This window comes from Heyndrickxia faecalis (genome assembly GCF_040267745.1).
GTDB lineage: Bacteria > Bacillota > Bacilli > Bacillales > Bacillaceae_C > Weizmannia > Weizmannia faecalis.
This window is the reverse complement of the sequence record NZ_CP158453.1, coordinates 1,864,144-1,883,207: the sequence shown is the minus strand read 5'-3', so window position 1 is coordinate 1,883,207 and position 19,064 is coordinate 1,864,144. Positions and strand designations below refer to the sequence as shown.

18 protein-coding genes are annotated in these 19,064 nt (G+C 43.2%); all 18 read right to left on the bottom strand.

Annotated features, from left to right (window positions below; translation table 11 throughout):
* Positions 1-102 precede the first annotated feature (102 nt).
* Entirely contained in the window at positions 103-3,252 is a 3,150-nt protein-coding gene (locus tag ABR335_RS09155; protein WP_350346139.1) for a hypothetical protein, read from the bottom strand.
* Positions 3,249-4,658, bottom strand: coding sequence for a phage tail protein (locus tag ABR335_RS09150; RefSeq protein ID WP_350346138.1), 1,410 nt, complete (start codon positions 4,656-4,658; stop codon positions 3,249-3,251). The genes ABR335_RS09155 and ABR335_RS09150 overlap by 4 nt, the downstream gene beginning before the upstream one ends.
* 8 nt (positions 4,659-4,666) lie before the next feature.
* On the bottom strand, positions 4,667-5,491 hold the full coding sequence (locus ABR335_RS09145; protein WP_350346137.1) for a phage tail domain-containing protein: 825 nt from the start codon (positions 5,489-5,491) through the stop codon (positions 4,667-4,669).
* Positions 5,492-5,498: 7 nt separating this feature from the next.
* Positions 5,499-9,806 carry a phage tail tape measure protein gene (locus ABR335_RS09140; RefSeq protein ID WP_350346136.1) on the bottom strand — a complete coding sequence of 1,436 codons (4,308 nt, stop codon included), beginning with the start codon at positions 9,804-9,806 and terminating at the stop codon, positions 5,499-5,501.
* A 168-nt stretch (positions 9,807-9,974) separates the two neighbouring features.
* A complete protein-coding gene (gene gpG, locus ABR335_RS09135) occupies positions 9,975-10,301 on the bottom strand; it encodes a phage tail assembly chaperone G (RefSeq protein WP_061574459.1) in 327 nt (108 codons plus the stop codon).
* Positions 10,302-10,354: 53 nt separating this feature from the next.
* Positions 10,355-10,963: a major tail protein gene (locus ABR335_RS09130; RefSeq protein ID WP_061574460.1), complete on the bottom strand. Its 609-nt coding sequence runs from the start codon at positions 10,961-10,963 to the stop codon at positions 10,355-10,357.
* A 12-nt stretch (positions 10,964-10,975) separates the two neighbouring features.
* On the bottom strand, positions 10,976-11,362 hold the full coding sequence (locus ABR335_RS09125; RefSeq protein WP_104851417.1) for a hypothetical protein: 387 nt from the start codon (positions 11,360-11,362) through the stop codon (positions 10,976-10,978).
* Positions 11,359-11,790, bottom strand: coding sequence for an HK97-gp10 family putative phage morphogenesis protein (locus ABR335_RS09120; protein ID WP_158657231.1), 432 nt, complete (start codon positions 11,788-11,790; stop codon positions 11,359-11,361). The genes ABR335_RS09125 and ABR335_RS09120 overlap by 4 nt, the downstream gene beginning before the upstream one ends.
* Positions 11,790-12,122, bottom strand: coding sequence for a phage head closure protein (locus tag ABR335_RS09115; RefSeq protein ID WP_061574462.1), 333 nt, complete (start codon positions 12,120-12,122; stop codon positions 11,790-11,792). Before ABR335_RS09115 ends, ABR335_RS09120 begins: the two co-directional genes overlap by 1 nt.
* A gap of 2 nt (positions 12,123-12,124) precedes the next feature.
* Positions 12,125-12,409 carry a head-tail connector protein gene (locus tag ABR335_RS09110; RefSeq protein WP_350346135.1) on the bottom strand — a complete coding sequence of 95 codons (285 nt, stop codon included), beginning with the start codon at positions 12,407-12,409 and terminating at the stop codon, positions 12,125-12,127.
* 13 nt (positions 12,410-12,422) lie between these two features.
* Entirely contained in the window at positions 12,423-13,571 is a 1,149-nt protein-coding gene (locus ABR335_RS09105; protein WP_061574464.1) for a phage major capsid protein, read from the bottom strand.
* A gap of 14 nt (positions 13,572-13,585) precedes the next feature.
* A complete protein-coding gene (locus tag ABR335_RS09100) occupies positions 13,586-14,302 on the bottom strand; it encodes a head maturation protease, ClpP-related (protein ID WP_350346134.1) in 717 nt (238 codons plus the stop codon).
* A complete protein-coding gene (locus tag ABR335_RS09095; protein WP_081105576.1) occupies positions 14,289-15,575 on the bottom strand; it encodes a phage portal protein in 1,287 nt (428 codons plus the stop codon). Before ABR335_RS09095 ends, ABR335_RS09100 begins: the two co-directional genes overlap by 14 nt.
* An 18-nt stretch (positions 15,576-15,593) precedes the next feature.
* Positions 15,594-17,162, bottom strand: coding sequence for a terminase large subunit (locus ABR335_RS09090; RefSeq protein ID WP_153016210.1), 1,569 nt, complete (start codon positions 17,160-17,162; stop codon positions 15,594-15,596).
* Positions 17,152-17,688, bottom strand: a complete 537-nt coding sequence (locus ABR335_RS09085) for a hypothetical protein (RefSeq protein WP_350346133.1) — start codon at positions 17,686-17,688, stop codon at positions 17,152-17,154. Before ABR335_RS09085 ends, ABR335_RS09090 begins: the two co-directional genes overlap by 11 nt.
* A 107-nt stretch (positions 17,689-17,795) precedes the next feature.
* Positions 17,796-17,966, bottom strand: coding sequence for an HNH endonuclease (locus tag ABR335_RS09080; protein WP_328229709.1), 171 nt, complete (start codon positions 17,964-17,966; stop codon positions 17,796-17,798).
* Positions 17,967-18,172: 206 nt separating this feature from the next.
* The gene (locus tag ABR335_RS09075) at positions 18,173-18,391 is read right to left on the bottom strand and encodes a hypothetical protein (RefSeq protein WP_035184766.1); all 219 of its coding nucleotides are present in this window, start codon (positions 18,389-18,391) and stop codon (positions 18,173-18,175) included.
* Positions 18,392-18,714: 323 nt separating this feature from the next.
* Entirely contained in the window at positions 18,715-19,014 is a 300-nt protein-coding gene (locus ABR335_RS09070; protein ID WP_035184764.1) for a hypothetical protein, read from the bottom strand.
* Between the last annotated feature and the right edge of the window lie 50 nt (positions 19,015-19,064).

The following is a 19,064-nucleotide window of genomic DNA, read 5'->3' as shown; positions in this document are numbered from 1 at the left end:
ACACCCCCAATCTGTCTTTACTTCCTGCCGATTTTTGATTTTGATCATGAAAAAGAGCCCTAAAAGGGCTCTTATTGAACCAGCTTGGAGCAGTTTGCACTATTAATCAAATAAATTCAAATCTCTCATTTTCTTATAAAGCATATGCCCGATAACCGTCTTACACTCAGCGTTATAGTGTACGCTATCAACCAATAAACTTGGCGGCGTTTTACCCATTGCCATCGCATCCATATCCGCTTGCGTTGGTGTAATGCCGGCATCGTCCAATCCGTATTGGCTCAAATACTCCCGCAATGATATGAAATAACGGCCAAACTCATTTGTCATTGCTGCCTCATAACTTTCTCTTTCGGCAGCTGTGCCGGATGAATAACCCAAAATAACGGTATGTTTGGCGTTACTATGTTGGATCATCAATTTATGCAGTCTTACTGCCTCGGCATCGGATGCAAACCCACCGTTTTGACCCATGTAAATAATCATAATGCCATCATTATAATTTTTATCAAAATTAGTAATGAGCGGCGTTGGCCTATTAATTGTTCTTGCTTCTCCCGCCTCGTTTCGTCTCCAAACCCAAGTCCCATTAATATCATCATAACTTGTGCCTGTCCAACGCAATGTTCCCGCAATTCCATCAATGTATGATGGATTAACATGGGCGCCTCCGCCTTGGAGTAGCGGCAATACCGTTTTTCCCAATTGTGTTTTAATTCCGCCATCCGTTGCTCTTGATGCAATTAAAATTTCAGATGTATCCGCTGGGATAGTAATGTTGTTTACTATCATAACATCAGCGCCTTGGCGCGCCATGATCTCCTTAACTCCCTCGCCTCCTGTACCGCCGTTATAAACCGGTAATCCGCATAGATTAGATAGTGTAGTTGTCCAACCTCCACCTGCTGTTAAACTATCACCCCAACACACGATTTTATCAACCTTGTTGGTATTATCTACGATTTCCTGTCGTAATTCATCAACTTCAGTAGCTAATTCATCAGTTGTTACAAATTCACCAATATTCTTTTTTTGCATTTCCGTTTCAATGTTTGGCTTAACAACTTGACCCAAATCGTAAACATACGCATAAACCGGATAATCTCCAACTTGGCCGGTATTCTCAAACGATATGATAAACCAAACGCCTTGTTTTGATGCTCTATTCTCAACCGCATAAAAATCAGCAAAAACTTGTTCTGATAAATCAATATCGATACTGACGACATGATCATTGGCCGCGTTCAGCGTTAAATTTTTTGAGAATGATGTTGCAATTGATCCATCAACACTACCCCATGCGGAATAATTCGTTAGTCTAAAAAGGCAATTTGTATCCTTGCCCTCGGTTTGTATAACAAAACGGAATTTTTTTGTTTTTAAATCGGCAAAATTCGTTGTATCGCTGCCAATTCTTGCGCTTGTATATACATAACCGCCATCGCCTTGTTGTAAATGGGCAACCATTTTAAAACCAATTTGGTTTCTCCCAGCAACATATGGCGTTGCATCAATTGTATTTGTTGATGCACTTAATTTTGTAGCCCAAACGCTTGATAATGCTTGCTTTTGTGGAATTTTCTGCAACGTTGACTCAATGACATCAACGCGATTATCTAATGAGTTGATCGCAACTTTTGCATTCATCAAATCTAACTCTTTAGCAAATCCCAAAACCGTTTTGGATGACAAACTTGCATCGATTGAATTTGTTACCTCATACGCAAAATGCGATATTTCGTATGTCCCCAACGGTTGTTTTATAGCATCATTGATAACAACTAAATAAAATACTCTTTGGTATAAGTCTCCGGCTCTTAATGGATCATTGTACCATGCATCATATGTTGGGTCAGAAAAATCAATATCACAAAATGTTTGCCAATTGTTTGCAGCATTTAAGGTAATGGTAAATTTTTTGATTGCTCCGGTTTTTCCGTCGTCCGAGCCCCATGCACCGGCGTTTGCAACTTCCAATTGCAACGTAACATCTTTTTTTAAATCGGATTGGAGATAAACGCGGTATTTTTTACCTTTGAAATCTCTCCATAGTTTCGTGCCCATTCGATGAAATGAATATGCATATTTTTGATCAACAAAATTAAAGCTTGATTTAACTCCAATAACATCCGTACCGCTTGTATATGTTGCAAAGCTATTGGTATTACCGGTTGTTGACGGATCTTTTGCAACATCATTTTCAGTTAAAACCTCTTTTAATGGCATGTTTTCCAATGATCGCACATTCTCAGCTATGGTTGCAGTTTCCGCTACTTGTGCAATCTCAGCCTTAAATGCAATACCTTCATAGTTTTTATTCTTCCTAACCTCTGTACGAGTGTCCAATACCATAAATTCGAAATATCCGCTTCCTTGCAGGTTGGAGAGATCAAAGACTAATATAACGGTTCCGTTATAATCGGTACGAGCTCTCAATGTGTCTATTTGCGTCTGTAAAATTGGAACTTTAACCCAACGGTTAGTAGGATGATCAACATAGTCTTTTTTCTGCCCTGTTTGCAGGTTTCCCCAGCCCCCCACATTATTTAACAAGTGCCCTATTCTCATAGATGCTCGATTGGTCGTAATACGGACGTAAACAGCAAAATCCCCAACAGTAGAAGGTGTAAACCCTAAGCCTGAGATACTACTTAAGTTAATGGAAGTGTTGCATGATCCTGGATCCACTATTAACGCTCGGTCGAAATATGATTTAAAGTATCCATCCGCATTAATTTTCCAAGAGGAATAGCCACCAGTCCCTGTGTTCTGATTATCCTGAATAACTCCTGGGTAGGATCCAATTTTTTTGAGAGATGTACCCACTGCTGCCCTAACTGCATCCCCTGCTGTAGCAAATACCTTACCAAATCTATCTGTTCTAATATCTAATAGCTCAGCGTTTCCTTCAGTGTTATCCGTATTAGCGACTATGTTGTCTATTCGAGATTTTTGTGTTTCCAAATCTACTTGTTCCGCTTTAGACGCCAATTGCGACATAACGTTTTGGTTTTCACCGTCCAAGCGAGCCTTTAACGTTGTGTAATTCGTCCCGTCTGTTCCCACTCTCGCCTGGGCTGCTTCCGGGCTGCTGTCGCCGTCCGCGACAAGGTTGTCTACCTGCGCCTGGATGTTATCTGCTCGGTTTTTATGCTCTTGCATGTCAGCGCCAATATCGCCAATAATCTTATTTAGTAAATTACGAAATGCTCTTGTCGTAGTAACCCCAATCTTTTCATATGGCCATCTCATCCTGTACCACCTCCATTTTCTAAAGCAGCGATTCTGTTTTCATGGTCCTGCAATGTTTGCAAAACCGTTTGCAAATCCACCGTTCCCGAACCCGAAAAAAGGATCCTTCCCAGTTTGGCAAAATCCTCTTTGCTCATCAATCCATCTTGATTAGCTGCTGCAAGTGGGATGTCTACTACTACGTTCCCGTTATCATCCACAACAATCAAATTTAGCTTTTGCTTATCCGCCGCGGCCATCAACCCATCTGATGTAGGTGTGGCCAGCGAATAATGCGGGATATCCAGCTGTGTGGGATCATACCCTGGGGCAAATGCCGTACTGGGTCCAACGGATACTTTATTATCCGGAAGCCGGCTGATGGCAGACGTTTTTACGTTGCCACTTTTATCGATTGCTGTGTTAACGATTTTCCCCACACGGTTAAAACTGGACAAAATGCCCGTCATATCCTTTGCATCGTTGCTAAATGTCACTTCCGGTGGTTTGTATTTAGAGAAAGGATATTTTTTATATCCGATCACTTCGACATCGGTGTCAAAATTCATAGGTTCGTAAATTAATAACCAATGATCGCCCTTATTGATTTCTTCCTTACGTTTTACTGTTATAGACAATGTGACGGCTGGCGTGTCCTGCAACTGGCTTGGCAAATAAGCAAGCATGGAGCTTGCACTTGTAAACCGATCATCCCGAATAGGGTCGGCATGGCGCTCTCCCCATTGCGCTACATATGGGCTTTTATAAGTCACAAAGGGAAAAACATAGGTTCCATCATCATTCTGTTTTCCATATCCGCGAATGACTGTTTTTAGGTTGGTTGTATCAATTTGGCAGTTAACCGTGTCGGTGTTGTACAGATACCGAAATTGATTATTGGTAACTTGCCCCCAACTGTCCGGAGCATAAAAAATAAGATGCTTGTTATCAGCATCTAAAACCGCGTTAAAACTACTTAGGATAGTTTCGACCATGCTAAGAGCGTTAGCATCCCCAAAATTGTCCATTTGTACCTTTTCAAAATTGCCAACTGCTTCCCACGTAAAACCGAGTTTATTCCCGTCAAAAGTCCAGTGGAGTGCATCCTCAATGCTCCATGTCTGTGATTTTTGATTGTACTGCCGATGATCTTGGCATGTAAAATAAATATGGTTGGCCGTAATGGATTTTGATAGCACCTTACCGCTTGCTGTTGGCTCCAGCTGCTTAATAACAAACCACTGGCCCTCTAGTTTAATCATTGCTTCTTGTTGCAGCATGTTAAACGTGTAGGCATTTTTGTTTGTCTTTGTCACGCTAAAGCTAACTGACCAAGCACTATTTTTCTCCCAATCCTCTGCAAAGTCATCCACATTAAAATCAACCAGGATTTCCTCGTCTATGCCGTTATTTACAATTAAGTCCATGCTATCACCTACTTATATAGGAATCTAAATCCAAAAGTAGAAACCGGATTATTAAGCCCGGTTAAACTGATTTGATTCCATCCTGGTAATAGAGTAAGTAAGCCATGGTTTGTGTCGCGACCGCAGTGGGCGCCGTTAAGTAAAGGGTAGACGCCGTCAATCGTTAACACATCCCCCGCAGAAAGGGATTTATTGTAAGTAAATAAGTCACCGGTCGTAAGATTTTTCAAAGTCGGAGTGCCAATCCCTTGAATGCTGATAGTCAAGTCGTGCTTACGTGGATCAATTGTAATATCTCCAGCATTAAATATTTTAAAACTATTCCCAGGGATATTGGTATAAACCAAATCCTTGTCGAGAACAAACCCTTGTCCGACCATTTGCCACACTTCACTATCCATATCAATTGAATCTTCATCCGTTCTGCCAACGCTCTCTCCAAATCCTTTGAAAGCTTCAAAATCAATATCAAAGGTTCCTGACATTTGGCTTATACTGGAAAATTCAAACGGCTTGATATGGACTAAAAACCTTATTCCAGGCATTCGCGACCAGGTAATGTAATATGGATCATAATCAAATAACGCTTGCCAAGTTTCCTTCTGGGCAAGCGTATAGTCGATATAGTCTTTCGCATCTAAATAAAATTTTGCAGTGATGTTTCTTGTCCCAAATGTAGTTCCGTTATCTATATTTCCATCGGATCCAGCGATTTGTTCATACGTGGTTGACGGTTGCGGCCCACTATCAATTACATCAAGCAAATATGCACCATTTATTTCGCTTACAGTTTGTTTTGTTCCATCCAGTTTTGTGATTGTTAATTCTTCCATCAATCAATCACCCCATCATATAGGCAGCATTATTGTAATTTGCAGCTTGCCGCTTGCTTACATTTTTTTCAAGGGCATCTGCATCAATTTTAATCACATTATTTTTCTGTAATATTTTCATAAGTAAATCAATCGTTTGCTGCATCAAAGATATTTGCTGGTCCTGACGCTGGATTAAAGCAGATAAATCCGCGGCTGATGAGTTGCTTTGGCTTTGCGAACCAACTCCCAAAGCTTTTTGAGTTTGTGATAATAGCTGTAATGCTCTAGTTCTTTTAAGTCTATCAAGTGGTATGATTGCTTCCGGTTTGTTTCCCTCCGCAACCCGGGCAAGCTGCTCTGTAAAGACAAACCCGCCATTTGCATATCCGTGCCCTTCGCCAAGGCCGGATAAATTTTTGCCATAACGATGCTTTGCATAGTTAAGTGCAGCCAGTAGGTTGTCAAAGCCATTAAAAATATTGGAGTGCCCTGGAAATTTATATGCGTTAAACGTTGCAGAAATCGTCTGCATTAAGCCCTTAGCCAGGTCCCCGGTCCTTGTGTTGATATCCGTATAACCGTGTTGTATGGCTTTCGGATCACCACCGGACTCCGTCTTGATTTGTCGCAGAACCTTTTCAACCATGGATTTTGCAGTTGACAAACCGTTCATCTCTAATGCACGTATGACATATGAGCGCCATCTTTCCACGCCGGATCCGGACGGGTTTCCAGCAAGCATTAGGCTTTTAATCCAATTGACTGCGCCTCTTTTTGCTGTCGATACTGCACCTTTCACTATCCCAAGTGTTGGCTGGCTAAGATCCGAAAAGTTAGAAAAAGTGTCAATCGCTTTATCGACCAATTTGCTTGGATTACTAGCATAATCCCAGATGGTTTTTGCACCGTCTACGATGTTTTTGCTGAATCTTTTTGCACTATTCCATACTTTTGACGTAACGTTTTTTGTTTCATCCCATAGATTTTGCATCCACCCGGTTCCGCTAGCATAGCGCGGCATCATCGACAATAGTTGAGCAGTCGCATCGGCATTCAGTACGCTTGCACCTTTTGGCAAGTTCATGACTGTTTCACGCAGTGGAGATAAAAATGCTTGGCCATCAGGGAGCGTGATCAATTCCTGAACATTTTTGCCTTTTCCATCTGACACAACCGCCGGTCCACCAGGATGATTATCAGTACCCTTCGCATAGTGTGGAGGATCCCATTTTGGGATGTGCAATTTTTTTGGCGCATGAACCTTATCTAAAATCCAGTTAATTCCTTTACGTACACCATTAACACCTGCAGCTAAGCCTTCAATCATTGCATTACCAATAGACTTCATGGCACTCTTTAACTTGCTTGCGCCATTTTTAAGTCCAGTTGCCATTCGCCCTGGCAAGCTTTTAATAGTAGAGATCATGCTATTCCAAATTTTGCTGGCGCCGTGTTTCATCGAGTTAAAAATGTTTACGGAACTGTTTTTCATGGATGTAAAACCGGTTTTTAGTAAACTTTTAATGGTTCCGATTGGTAGTGAAAAAATGCCTTTCAAAGCAGTCCACATTTTCGTCATGACCGTTTTTAATCCGCCACTAAAACTGGATGCAAACTTATTCATGGAGCCGAATCCATTTTTCACCAGATTGACAATCCATTTTACTGGTGAACTAAAAATTGTTTTGAGTGCTGTCCATAATGTTTTAAACAGACTCTTAAACGGTCCGACAAACGCCTTGGCAGTCTTGAGCATCTTGCCGATCCAGATCAACTGGACCAGATTCCAAACGTACTGAATGGCACCGCTAAAAATGCTCTTGATGCCGCTCCACATGGTCTTCCAATGCCCAGTAAATAAACCAGAAAAAACTAAAACGACCCCTTCAATGATTTTTAGAGCACCGGAAATAATCCCTTTAATATTTCCCCATACAGATTTAACAACCGCAACAATTATTGCAAAACCAGCCTTAAAAATCGGACCTAAAATAGCTAATGCTACCTTAACAATGACAGTAATTACTTTAAAGACATTTTTTATTGCTTGTATTATTGTTGCGCCGTTCTGATCCCAAAACGATTTGATTTGCGATATTTTACTCATTACAAATGAGCCTATTGCTGACAATGCCTGCTGCAAATATGCTTTTAATGTATTAAAGGCGCTTTGTATTTTCGTAACAATATTGATGGTTTTCTGTACGGCACTGTCGCTTAATCCGATTTTACTCAACAAATCAGCGCCGCCTGCCCAATTGCCTTGGAGCATTTGCATTATTGCGGTAGTAAACTGCCTGACAAAATTTACGGCTCTTCCGATCGCAGATCCGATACTGTTCATGAAAGCATGAAACGGCTTTATTTTGTTATAGGCCAAAACAAACGCAACTCCGAGTGCTGCAATGGCTGCTATGGTTAACGTGACCGGAGAGGTTAATAGACTGATTGCACCGGCCAATATTCCGGTGCTTGCCCCGGCAGCCGTTGCAGCTGCCCCTTCTGCCGCGATAACTCCTGTCGTTGCGGCCATGCCGCCGGCCAGAGTGCCATAGGCAATAACCAAGCTGGATATACCAGATGTCAAAAACCCAAACCCGGTTACAAGGGTTAAAATAACGGCTAACAACGCTGCTGAAATGGCGGCCGCATGCTGAACCGGTTTCGGCAGGGCATTAAACTTGTCCACGATATTTTGAACAATTTCAGCTGTTTTTTTAATGGCTGGTGTTAATGCCTGACCAACCGATATTCCGGCCGTCTCCAAACTTCCTTTTAATTGTTCAATGGAGCCTTTTAGGTTGTCCATTTTCTTTTTGGCAACATCAGCAGCTTTGATTTTATTCATGGCGCCGTTCATGTCTTCGATTCCCTTGGCGCCTTCTTTATACAAAATATTGGCTGCCCTGATAGCATCCGTTCCAAACATTGTTTTTAATGCATATTGCCGCTGTTCTTCCGAAAGGTTTTTGAGCCTGTCATGAAGCAGACCAGAAATTTTGGAAAGAGATTTTAGCTTTCCGTTTTGGTCGTAAAAAGCGCTTGATGCAAAACCGGAGTTTTTCGCAAGTTCCTGATATTCATTTTTTACTTTACTTGCAGAAGCTCCAGCACCTGCCTGAATTTTCGCAAGACGTTGCAAAGAAGCTTCTATGTCATTTGCAGAATGTGAGGCTGGTTTAATCCCCCTATCAACTAACCAATTGTATGCAGAAGATGTATTTCGCGCTGCCAGACCGAGCGAATCCATCATATCGGCAGCAGATTTTGTAGAAGGGGAAAGGTTTAATAACATAGTTTTTAAAGATGTTCCAGCGTCCTGACCTTTAAGACCATTCTGCGCAAATGCCGCAAGCGCCGTAGTCGTATCTTCAAAGCTTAAACCGACTCCACTGGCTACAGCTGAAACAGCAGATAACCCATATTTTAATTCTTCAACATCCGTTGCGCTTGCGTTGGCAGCACCAGCCAGCAGATCTGCAGCGCGGGTTACGGAAATATTGTCTTTCCGGAAAGCATTCAACGCAGTTGACGCGATCTCGGCAGCATCTTTCAGGTCCAGTTCACCGGCAGTCGCAAGATTTAAAGCCCCCGAGAGCCCGCCATGGATGATATCTGTTGTTTTCACGCCGGCTTTGACAAGTTCTTCAATTCCCTGCGCGGCCTCAGTGGCACTGTATTTTGTCTTGGCGCCCATGGTTACAGCAAGATCCTCTAACGCGCCGCCATACTTTTTTACCTCATCCGGCGCCATGACAGACTTTACCGCGCTCATTTGACTTTCGAAATCCATGGCCTGCTTCGCTGCAGCACCAAGACCGGCTCCAATTGCAATGGTAGCCGGTGCAAAAGTTTGTGTAATCCCGTCAGACATTTCTTTTACTTTTCCGCCAACGCTTTTGGCCCGCTCAGAGATGTCATTCAGCCGAGATGAAAACTTGCTAATTGGGCTATCCATCCCCGATAGTTTAGATTTTGCTTGATCCAGCTGTCTGCTCCAGGCTGACTGCTTGGCAACTGCATTATTCACTTGGGAAGCTAATTTGGAAACTTGCTCGGAGCCTTCGCCGTAAGTTTTAATGGCTTCCCGGTGCTTTTTACGGAGCATATCAATTTCGCGCTGGTTAACCGCCATTACTTCATTCAGGCTCTTTACTTTTGCACGGAGAGTTTCATACTTATCGCCGGCGCCACTAATTACTGTCAAATTGGCTTTCATTGCGCTCTGAGCTTGGCGCACCTGCCCCCGTATTTCTTTCAAGGTATTTGCGAACTGAGTACCCTCCATGCTGACACCGATCACCATATTGCCAAGGGGTTGGTCTCCTGCCATGTTTCCTCACCTCCCGTCAAATTGAGTTATAGAAAGCTTCTATATCGTCATACTGTTTGCTGTCCGGCCCGTTCATGACATTCAGAAATCCATATATGTCCATTTCTTCAATATCTCTGAACGTCCATCCATTCTTCATTAACTCCGAATACATTTTGTGCAGATTATTTATGCTTTCTTTGATGGTGGTCGGTTTTTCCCCAGCTTTTTTTTAGCTTCACCGCCCATAATGTCGGTCATAATGCGTTCCATTTCATCACTCAATTTGTCTGCCGGGATTCCGTCGTAGATCGCATCAAAGGTCACCCGATCATCCCGAAAAAAGCTTGCAATCATGGACACCATTTCATCCAACGTCTCAAGCTCACTGGGTTTTTCTCTTTCCTGCTTATCCGCGAATTCCAGCACTTTCCGCAATGTTCTTGCTGGCACGAATCCTTCAGTAAAGGTTTCAGTTCTTTCGGTTTCCGGATTATAAAGTTCAATTTTTAACATTTCCAGCATCTCCTTTTATGCAAAATAAAAAGCCGGGCCTAAGAGCCCAGCTATCAGCCAGCAGTTTGTTGAGTTGCCGTTTGCGTATTTTCATTGTATCCATTAAAAACGAGGGACCGAAATGTCTGCAAATCAAAGTCTGTATTCGAAGAACGAGTTTTGAAATAGGTAAAGCCATCTAATTTCCGGTTTACAAATTGTCCGGTCAGTGCACTGTCAGTTGTATCGGCTTCCTTGCCTTTGTCATCACCCGTTTTCAAATCGACACCATCCGGATGCCCAAATTTTCCTTTAAGCAGTGCGATATAGATGCTGTCGTTTTTAATGCCATCCGCTTCTAGCAGTACAGAAACATATGGTGCCTTCGCATCTTTTCCAAGTTTCAAAATGCCATTTTCATATACAGCGCCTGAAATGGACGCAGCAATTTCCTCACTCAAGTCCGCTGCTGTGAATTCCAATTGTGGCGTTCCCGTACCGCTTGCATCTACAAAAAACGGTACATTAGACGCATATAAAGCATTGATTTGCGCACCAAGACCGCTTAATTTTGCTTCAATTGTGCCACCTTCATTGGCATCTAATTTATAAATTTTCTTAACAATTTCCGTGTCCCCGTCATGGATCCCAAATTCGACACTTTTAAAACCTAAAGTCGCCATTTTCTCATCTCCCTAATTAAAGTGAATCACCTGAACAGCCCGATACCTCCGAGCCATGCGATACAGATCAATATCCGGATCTTTGTCAATCACGCCTGTATATTGACCCCACTCGTTTTCTGTCATGATCTTGTCCAGCACGTCTCTAAAAACAGCTAACTGTTCAATCGTGGCGGCCCAGACATCAATCTGGACGCTAAAAGAAACAGAAAACGGTTTGTTTGAAGCAAATCCATCCTGATAGTCGTTGATTTCATTTATTCGAATGATCGGTGCGTTCTGGACTTGCTGATCATCTTCCGGAACATCGATCATAAAAATCATGTCCCGATTCATCATGTTCGCAATCTCCGGACTGCCCATAAGAATATCGTAGACTGCTTTTGCAGGCAGTGTCATAAGCCCAGACCCCTTTTAAACTCCTTTACCATGATGGTCATAACTTTCCGGCGCATTTCTTCTTCCGTTCGCTGGATAAACGCCTGTGGTTTCTGTTTAATCGTACCCATTTCGGTAAAATGGACACGCCAATAGGTTTCTTTTCCAAATCCAACAAAGACTTCACCAAATTGGTTCATATTTGAAATTTTGATGTCATCCCGCAAATGCGCAAAGTCGCCATTATTTGACCCTGTTTCTTTCTCGAATTGACGCTGTGCTTTCCATTTCCCGTCGCGTTTGCCATCATAATAAGGCGTGTTTTCACGCAATCGGTCAGCAATTGCTTCTGCCGCCTTTTTTAACCCAGCCCTCTGCACCTTTTTTTCCTTCGCAGCTAGCCGCCTCAAACCCGCTTCAATTCCGGAAATATCCACTTCAACTGTCATCATGTCACCTCTTTGCAGATGATCGTGTCAAATTTTTTATATTCGACATCTGGGTTAATTTTGATAATTTCATAAACGCTGTTCCTGTATTTTACAGATAAATCGTTTGTAATTTCTTTGTCATGCTGATGTCGGATCACAAATGTAAGAGTGTCTTCCAGGACAGTGCCAATGCTTGCCTGGATGTCACTTAAAAACTGTGTCTTCACGGCGGCCCAGCATTCCAAATATTTTTCTTTATCTTTTACTTTGTCTCCGTAATCATTCTTTTTGACAACTTCTTTATAAAACGTAATTCTTTCATTCATTTTTCCAGGACTGGTGATCGGCATTTTTATGTCACCTCGTCTTCGCAATAGGTCAGCTGCAGCAGCATGCTCTGAATAATCGGCCGCATTTGCTGGCTCGGCTCAGTGCCGGATAAACCTGTATTGTCGTACCAATCCGTCAGTAGAGTCAGGCAAAAAAGACGGGCAAGTTCATTTGTGCTGTCAAATGTTTTCCCCGTCGCATTGGTTAAATATTGTTCGGCCGCTGCCATCAATGAACTGATCCTGGCATCGTCATTTTCTGTGTCGACTCTCAGCCAATCTTTCGCTTCATTTAGTTCTATAATCATTTACATCACCTGATCAGTTTTCAGGTAAAGCAATCTGGCCAAACTGATACGCATCCGAATCGGTTTTGATGACATCATATCGTTCGATAACCCGGACTGCAGTCGCATTTTTTACGAAATATGCTTCTGTGGAAATGCTTAATTCATATGCGCCACGGTCGACAAAACGGCATCCTGATTTCATATCGCCGAAAAAGATTGGTGCAACATTGTTGTCCGTATCAGATGGAAGCTCCGTGTTTGAGAACATATGGACGACTTTACCCAAGAATAGCAGTTCTGTTGGATTTTGCGGGTTCGGCTGCAAAACAGGCCGGCCAAAACCGTCGAGCGCGCTGTCCAAAACATTAAAGCCATCCTGGTTCGTACAGAAGTATCCATTTGTTGCAATTAATGGATCAAGCTTCGTGTTATAATTCGATTTCAATGCTTTCCAATCTGCAAGAGCAACCGGCGTTTTCCCGGTTTTTAGCACATTGAAAATATCATTATTTTCCGTGCGGATAGCTTTTTTCGCAAACCAGCCGGCAATATACGCAATTAAGTTCGCATCCTCATCCTGCAGCAACGTATTTGGGATTGGAAGAATTGCGCCCATATCTTTTACAGCGTACTGAACAGACCGGAATTTCGGCTGTGAAGAGCTATCCAGGTCTGTCATTTCCGTCATATTGACAAGGGGCGTTAGTGTTGACAAGTCTTCCCACACAAACGAACCGGTTTTGGTGGAAGTCGTGTAAACTTCCGTGCAGCACATTTTTGCGCTTTTATATTGCCGCTTCAAATTGTTAATTTGTGTATTAATGTCTTGTGGAATCAAATATCCACCGTCAGATCCGGTGTTGGAGCTCAACGTATTCTTCATTTCTTCGGTCAACGGCTTCTTCCGCAAGTAATTCAGAAATGCTTTTGTGTGCAGTTCGCGGTACTCCTTGCTGTTTTTGTCAGGTTCAATTACCGATACGACCGGTTTACCACCTACTGGTATCGCTGTTTCTTCATCGATTAGCTTCTGTGCTTCAATTTTCGCTTTCAGCTCATTAATTTCAGCAGCCGCTACCTGGATTTCTTCAGGTGTGGCATCTTCTTTTCCCATCAATACCTTTGCTGCTGCCTTTTTCTGATTCAATTTGTTCAACAATTCCCTGAGTTCTTTACTCATTTTCCTGCCTCCCATCAAATTAAAAGAGCCATCTCAAGCGCCAGTTTGGCTTTCGACAGCTCCAATTCCTTGTTCTTATTCTGTTTTTCGCGCTCATTTTTTGCCTTCTTCGGCAAGTCTAAAGGAATATTTTTATAGAAATTGAGAAACCTGCTGTTCAAACTTGCCGCATAGTCTTTTGCATCCTCAATTTCGTCCGCAAATCCGTAATCAACTGCTTCCCGTGCAGACAGCCATGTTTCAGCATCCATCAATTCCGTCAATTTCACTTCATTAATTTTTGCCTTTGATAAATAGATTGATTTGATGGTTTCATTGATTTTATCCAGACGGTCGGCAACTTCCCGCAAATCCGCCGCATTACCGGCCGTAACAGTCCACGGATTATGAATCATGATCATCGCATTTTCGGGGATGATGATCTTGTCACCGGCCATTGCGATTACGGAGGCAATGCTTGCCGCCAGACCGTCAACATAAACATGAACTGTAGCAGAATGCCGTTTAAGCATCGAATGAATGGCCTGTCCTGCAAATACATCGCCCCCCGGGGAATTGATATAGACGTTTAACGTGCTGATATCGCCAAGCGCATCAAGATCTGCTTTAAAATCTTTCGGCGTGATTTCATCACCCCACCATGAAGTGTCGGAAATTTCGCCATACAGCTGCAGTTCACCTGTATTTTCCGCTTCATTCTTTATAAAATTCCAAAATTTATGTTTGCCCATTTGTATTATCACCGCCTTTTTTATATTGCTCGCCCACCATCGACAACGGAATATAATTCCCGTTCATGACCAGCTGATCACCGCCTGGCATCGGCTCTCTTTCTTCAAGTGCCCTTGCTTCATTTGGCGTGAGCAGGCCGTTTTGTACACCGGTTGCTGCCGCATCAATGCGTGATTTGAAATCTCCACGTAGGATGGCATCCGCATTGAACATAACGTAAAACCCGTTTACCAGTTCACTATCCAAAAACAGCTTATACGTCAATTCCTGTTCATACATGGTCAAAATCGGCATGAGTGTATCTACGTAAAATTCCCGGTTCGCTTCACTCGTGCTTGCATAGCTGGCTTTTACAAGGTCATTGAGCTGATGTGCTTTAATGCCGAATGCACTTGCAATCTGCCGGTAAGTCAGCTGCGTGTTTTCAAGAAACTGAGCATCCGTTAATTTAAGTGAAAGAGGTTGGTAGGTATAGCCAATAGGCATTAAGCTCACACGATTAGCATTTTTCAGCCCGCTTGACATTTCCTCGAATTTTTCCCTGAACTTTTTCTTGGCATTTTCGTTCAGATCTCCGGTATAATGTATGATCCCAGTCGTCTGCATTCCGTTTTTATAGCTGTTATTCAAAAATTTTTCAGCTGAAGCAGCATTTTCAACCATATTTCTGAGCGTATAGATCGGGCTGAGACCGACGATCCCGTCAGTCGTCATGGCTTTAAAATGCAGCAAATCAGTTGATTGAAGCTTGTACTGCACCCCTGCATTGTCTGTATAGACGTACCAGATGGAGTTTTTTGAGCTAATTAAGCCGGAATCATCCACCCATACCTGCATTTGCTGAGCGTCAAGCAAGTAAAGTGCCTGGACCTTGCCGGCATTCCGGCCGCGTGTGACATACTCAATCCAAACATAGCTGTTTCCGTAAATATTCCGCTGCACCTCAACACCTTTCCAAAAATCTGATGCAGACATGTACGGATTCGGCCTTAACCGCAAAATCGGATTCAGGTAATGCCCGGCCACTTTCTTAATTCCCCCGTTGTCCTGGTAAATCTTGACCGGCAGCTTTGAAATATTTTCAGATAAAATTTTGATACATACATACACCGTAATTTCTTTCAGCGCCCGTTTTCCCCGGACGTCCACATCAGACGGGTCCAGGCTAACCCCTAAAAAATCAGCCAGTGTCTGCCATTCTGATAACCAATTCGGATCATCAATATGATAGTTTTTGACCCTTTGCCTTTTAAATCTGCTGAGTAAACTCATTCAATCCCACTCACCTCCTTAGCTCCACAGTTTGTCAAGAAAGTCTTCATTTGCAAATTCTGAAACGTCCAGGCTGACTTCTTCAAACAGCATAGCTGTCGCCATAGCGATGATCATGGCCACAATGACATCAATCCGGTCCTGTGATTTATTTTTCATTGGCTTGATATTCTCATTTCCGTCAACCGCAATAGCGACATTTCCCCAGCACCATCGTGCCAATGGGTTTACTTCGTGGCTCAACAGGCCTTTTTTCATCAGCTGTTCAATCATCTTCATGGCCGGGCTCAACTGCGCCATGGTTTGCTGGATTTCCACAACATTCACGTCTTCTCTCATCAGCCCTTGCGTCAGCATCCGGCTGTTCCATGGGTCGGCGCCCAAGACGGAAAGATCATACTGTTTGCTTGCGTATACAATTTTTGCTTGGACAAAATCATAATCCACAACATTCCCGGGCGTGGCCGTCAAATATTTCTGGTTCACCCACCTGTCATAAGGTACATGGTCACGGGTAACACGTTCTTTCATATTGTCTTCCGGTATCCAGGCATCATAAAGTGTACGCCATTCCGGGATCCCGTCCTGTGGCGGAAACAAATAGCATGCTGCCGTAATATCCGTCGTACTGGAAAGATCAAGTCCGACATAACATTTTTTGCCGACAAGATCGGATAGGTTCCAATTCCCTTCCGTCTTGTCCCACAAGCTTAACGGCTGCCATCCGGTCCGCTTTAAGGATATCCATTGGTTCAGCCGCAGCCACCGGAAAAGTCGCTCGGATGCTTCACTGTTGCGCGCTGCCAGTGCTTCCTGGCGAACAGATTCAATGCTGATCGTTTGGCCAAGCGAAGGGTTCGCTTTGTACCAAGTCTTCTCATCAAAGATGTCGTCATCTTCATCAGCACCATACATTCTGACATACCAGGTCGGATCCGACAGTTCTCCATCCCGGATTTTCCTGGCATGCTCATGGATTTCCCAGCCGATTGATTTCCGGTCCGGATCGTCGCCGGCCGTTGTGATGACCCACCATAACGGTTCTTTACGGGCAGCACCGGCGCCGAAAGTCATGATATCCCACAAATCACGGTTTGGCTGTGCATGCAGCTCATCGAAAATGACGACCGTTGGGTTAATGCCGTGCTTGGTGTATGCTTCCGCTGATAGAACCTTTAAAATGGTACCTGTCTCGACATTCGCAATCTCTTTCCGGCTCTCTGTCACCTTCAGCAGTTTTTTCAGTTCGTCATCCTGGTCAATCATGCTGACAGCTGCTTTATAAACCAGACTGGCCTGGGAACGGTCGGCCGCACAGCAATAAATTTGCCCTTGGGGACCGTCGCATGTTAAGTGATAAACCCCGAGGCCGGCGATTAACGTCGTTTTTGCATTCTTCTTTGGAATTTCCAAATAAGCGTACCGATACTGCCTATATCCCTCATCATTCACCGTGCCATAAACATCCCAGATCGTTTCATACTGCCAATCCATTAAAACAAAAGGCTGACCGTAAAAGTCGTCAACCAGTTTCAGCATTTGAATGAACTCAATGGGCTCCATGGCTCTTGCTTTATCAATCCGCACGGCTACCACCCGCGCGTTTCTTTAAAAATTCAGCCATTGGAGATTGCTTCTCTTCTTCAGGAGGTTTCTTTGGAATGGCTCTGATGCGGGCAGTCGGATTCAGAAAAAGACGGTCCTCAATCTTCAAGATCAAGTCCCGCTTTTTGGTTAGCTTGGTATCGCAGCTGTTGAGCAGTTTGTAAATCTCAATCTTTTCTTTTGGATCTTCTTCCTCTTCAAGAAGTGCATGCAAAGAATCGGCCTGCTCCTGAAGTGCCCGCTCTTCACTTATCATCATGCAGTACCGGTTGACGATCTGCTCATCCAAGCCGTCAATGTACTGGATGCTCTTATAAAGTTTTTTCAGCCGTAAAAATTCTTTGTGGGCAACAGGATCAGATTTGACGGCGGGCGACTCTTTGATCTTTGTTCCAGTATAAAGGGACTTTTCATAATTTTCTCGGTGCTCAAGTTCTGCTTTCGTCCGGCGATCCTTGTTCCCCTCCATTTTGATCAGCTGCACTGGTTTTGACGGCCTGCCCGCCATTCCAATCACCCCCTTAAAAAATTTTCATTTTGCGAAAAAAATTCACGCGAAAGTGGACGCCGTTCGGCAGACGGCCCACCCCGTACTTTTTTAGGGGCCCCCGGCCCTCATGCAAGGTTTCCGTACTTTCGTTTGTCTTCCGCTGTTTTGACATTATGGCATGAAACGCAAAGCGACTGAAGATTGCTTTTATTAAGCCGCAAACTCCAATTAACCCGTACCGGAATGATATGGTCAACAAGCGATGCTGGTACGATTTTTCTATGTTTGAGACACATCTGGCATAGACCATGGTCTCTAACAAGCACCAACTTCCTTGTCATTTCCCATTGCCTCGACTTATAGAAGCGCGTGACCCGCTCGTCTCGTGTCAGATTGTATTCACGATTAGTATCTTTCCTATGCTCATCACAGTAGCCGTTCGTGGTAAGATTGCGGCAGCCGGACTTTGCACATGGCCGCAGTGGTTTGCCTGGCATGCTGATCACCCAAAAGGAATCTTTCTTCTTTTCTTTAAAGGCCTAAATAATTTATTGCCTTCAGCACCAATATTCGGAAGTCCCTCAAATGTTCGTACTTCATTTATTGTCAATAAACCATTATTAAAAAGATAGTTGTATCGTTCTGGTTCAAGATCTTTAATATTAGCCTTCATATCATAAATTCTTTCCGGTCTAATCCTGGCACTTGGAAAGTCAGCCATTTCTTTTTTATCGCTCCCCCACCTTCTTATATGTGTCCATATGTCTCTTTATTAGTTATTGAAGGTCACTTCCTGCGAACTGCACCATGATGTCGGCCATACCTGTCACGATGGATCCCCATCAGGTATTCTAATTCTTTACGCCGCAGTTTCTTTTGCTTCTTCTCTCTGGATTTAGATTTCATGGTCAACACCTTCAATCGATAAAATAAAAAGGAACCGACTGTGTGTCGATTCCTTCGCTTACTTGTCATGGTATTAATGTAACACAGGCAAAAGAAAATGCTCTGCCTTTATCCTGCCAAAATCCTGCCATTATTTTTTCAACACCAACCCCTTTTTCCAGCTTTTTTCTTATTGTATTTAAACATATCGTGAGCGATTTGATGCAGCTCATCATCAGGTTTAGAACGAATAATATCAGATACGTCCTTACCTGAAACTTTCCTTTTACCTATTCTAAATCCTTTCTCATTCAATACTGCCGCTGTCTTATTAACACTTTCAATTAACACATACGTCTTGATCGCTTCCTGCTCAAATGACTGCGGTCGATAGCTTTCTACTAAACTGATAAACCTTTCAATCCTTTTAATCTCTTCCCTTGCTTCCTCTATCCTCATACATATCCCTCCTAAATAATGGCATTGAGTACACTATAATACATAGACTG

Bases quoted from the DNA above. Each gene is read 5' to 3' on its own strand.
- ABR335_RS09155 (WP_350346139.1), bottom strand. From the start codon at position 3,252: ATGAGATGGCCATATGAAAAGATTGGGGTTACTACGACAAGAGCATTT.
- ABR335_RS09150 (WP_350346138.1), bottom strand. From the start codon at position 4,658: ATGGACTTAATTGTAAATAACGGCATAGACGAGGAAATCCTGGTTGAT.
- ABR335_RS09145 (WP_350346137.1), bottom strand. From the start codon at position 5,491: ATGGAAGAATTAACAATCACAAAACTGGATGGAACAAAACAAACTGTA.
- ABR335_RS09140 (WP_350346136.1), bottom strand. From the start codon at position 9,806: ATGGCAGGAGACCAACCCCTTGGCAATATGGTGATCGGTGTCAGCATG.
- gpG (WP_061574459.1), bottom strand. From the start codon at position 10,301: ATGTTAAAAATTGAACTTTATAATCCGGAAACCGAAAGAACTGAAACC.
- ABR335_RS09130 (WP_061574460.1), bottom strand. From the start codon at position 10,963: ATGGCGACTTTAGGTTTTAAAAGTGTCGAATTTGGGATCCATGACGGG.
- ABR335_RS09125 (WP_104851417.1), bottom strand. From the start codon at position 11,362: ATGACACTGCCTGCAAAAGCAGTCTACGATATTCTTATGGGCAGTCCG.
- ABR335_RS09120 (WP_158657231.1), bottom strand. From the start codon at position 11,790: ATGACAGTTGAAGTGGATATTTCCGGAATTGAAGCGGGTTTGAGGCGG.
- ABR335_RS09115 (WP_061574462.1), bottom strand. From the start codon at position 12,122: ATGCCGATCACCAGTCCTGGAAAAATGAATGAAAGAATTACGTTTTAT.
- ABR335_RS09110 (WP_350346135.1), bottom strand. From the start codon at position 12,409: ATGATTATAGAACTAAATGAAGCGAAAGATTGGCTGAGAGTCGACACA.
- ABR335_RS09105 (WP_061574464.1), bottom strand. From the start codon at position 13,571: ATGAGTAAAGAACTCAGGGAATTGTTGAACAAATTGAATCAGAAAAAG.
- ABR335_RS09100 (WP_350346134.1), bottom strand. From the start codon at position 14,302: ATGGGCAAACATAAATTTTGGAATTTTATAAAGAATGAAGCGGAAAAT.
- ABR335_RS09095 (WP_081105576.1), bottom strand. From the start codon at position 15,575: ATGAGTTTACTCAGCAGATTTAAAAGGCAAAGGGTCAAAAACTATCAT.
- ABR335_RS09085 (WP_350346133.1), bottom strand. From the start codon at position 17,688: ATGGCGGGCAGGCCGTCAAAACCAGTGCAGCTGATCAAAATGGAGGGG.
- ABR335_RS09080 (WP_328229709.1), bottom strand. From the start codon at position 17,966: ATGTGTCTCAAACATAGAAAAATCGTACCAGCATCGCTTGTTGACCAT.
- ABR335_RS09075 (WP_035184766.1), bottom strand. From the start codon at position 18,391: ATGGCTGACTTTCCAAGTGCCAGGATTAGACCGGAAAGAATTTATGAT.
- ABR335_RS09070 (WP_035184764.1), bottom strand. From the start codon at position 19,014: ATGAGGATAGAGGAAGCAAGGGAAGAGATTAAAAGGATTGAAAGGTTT.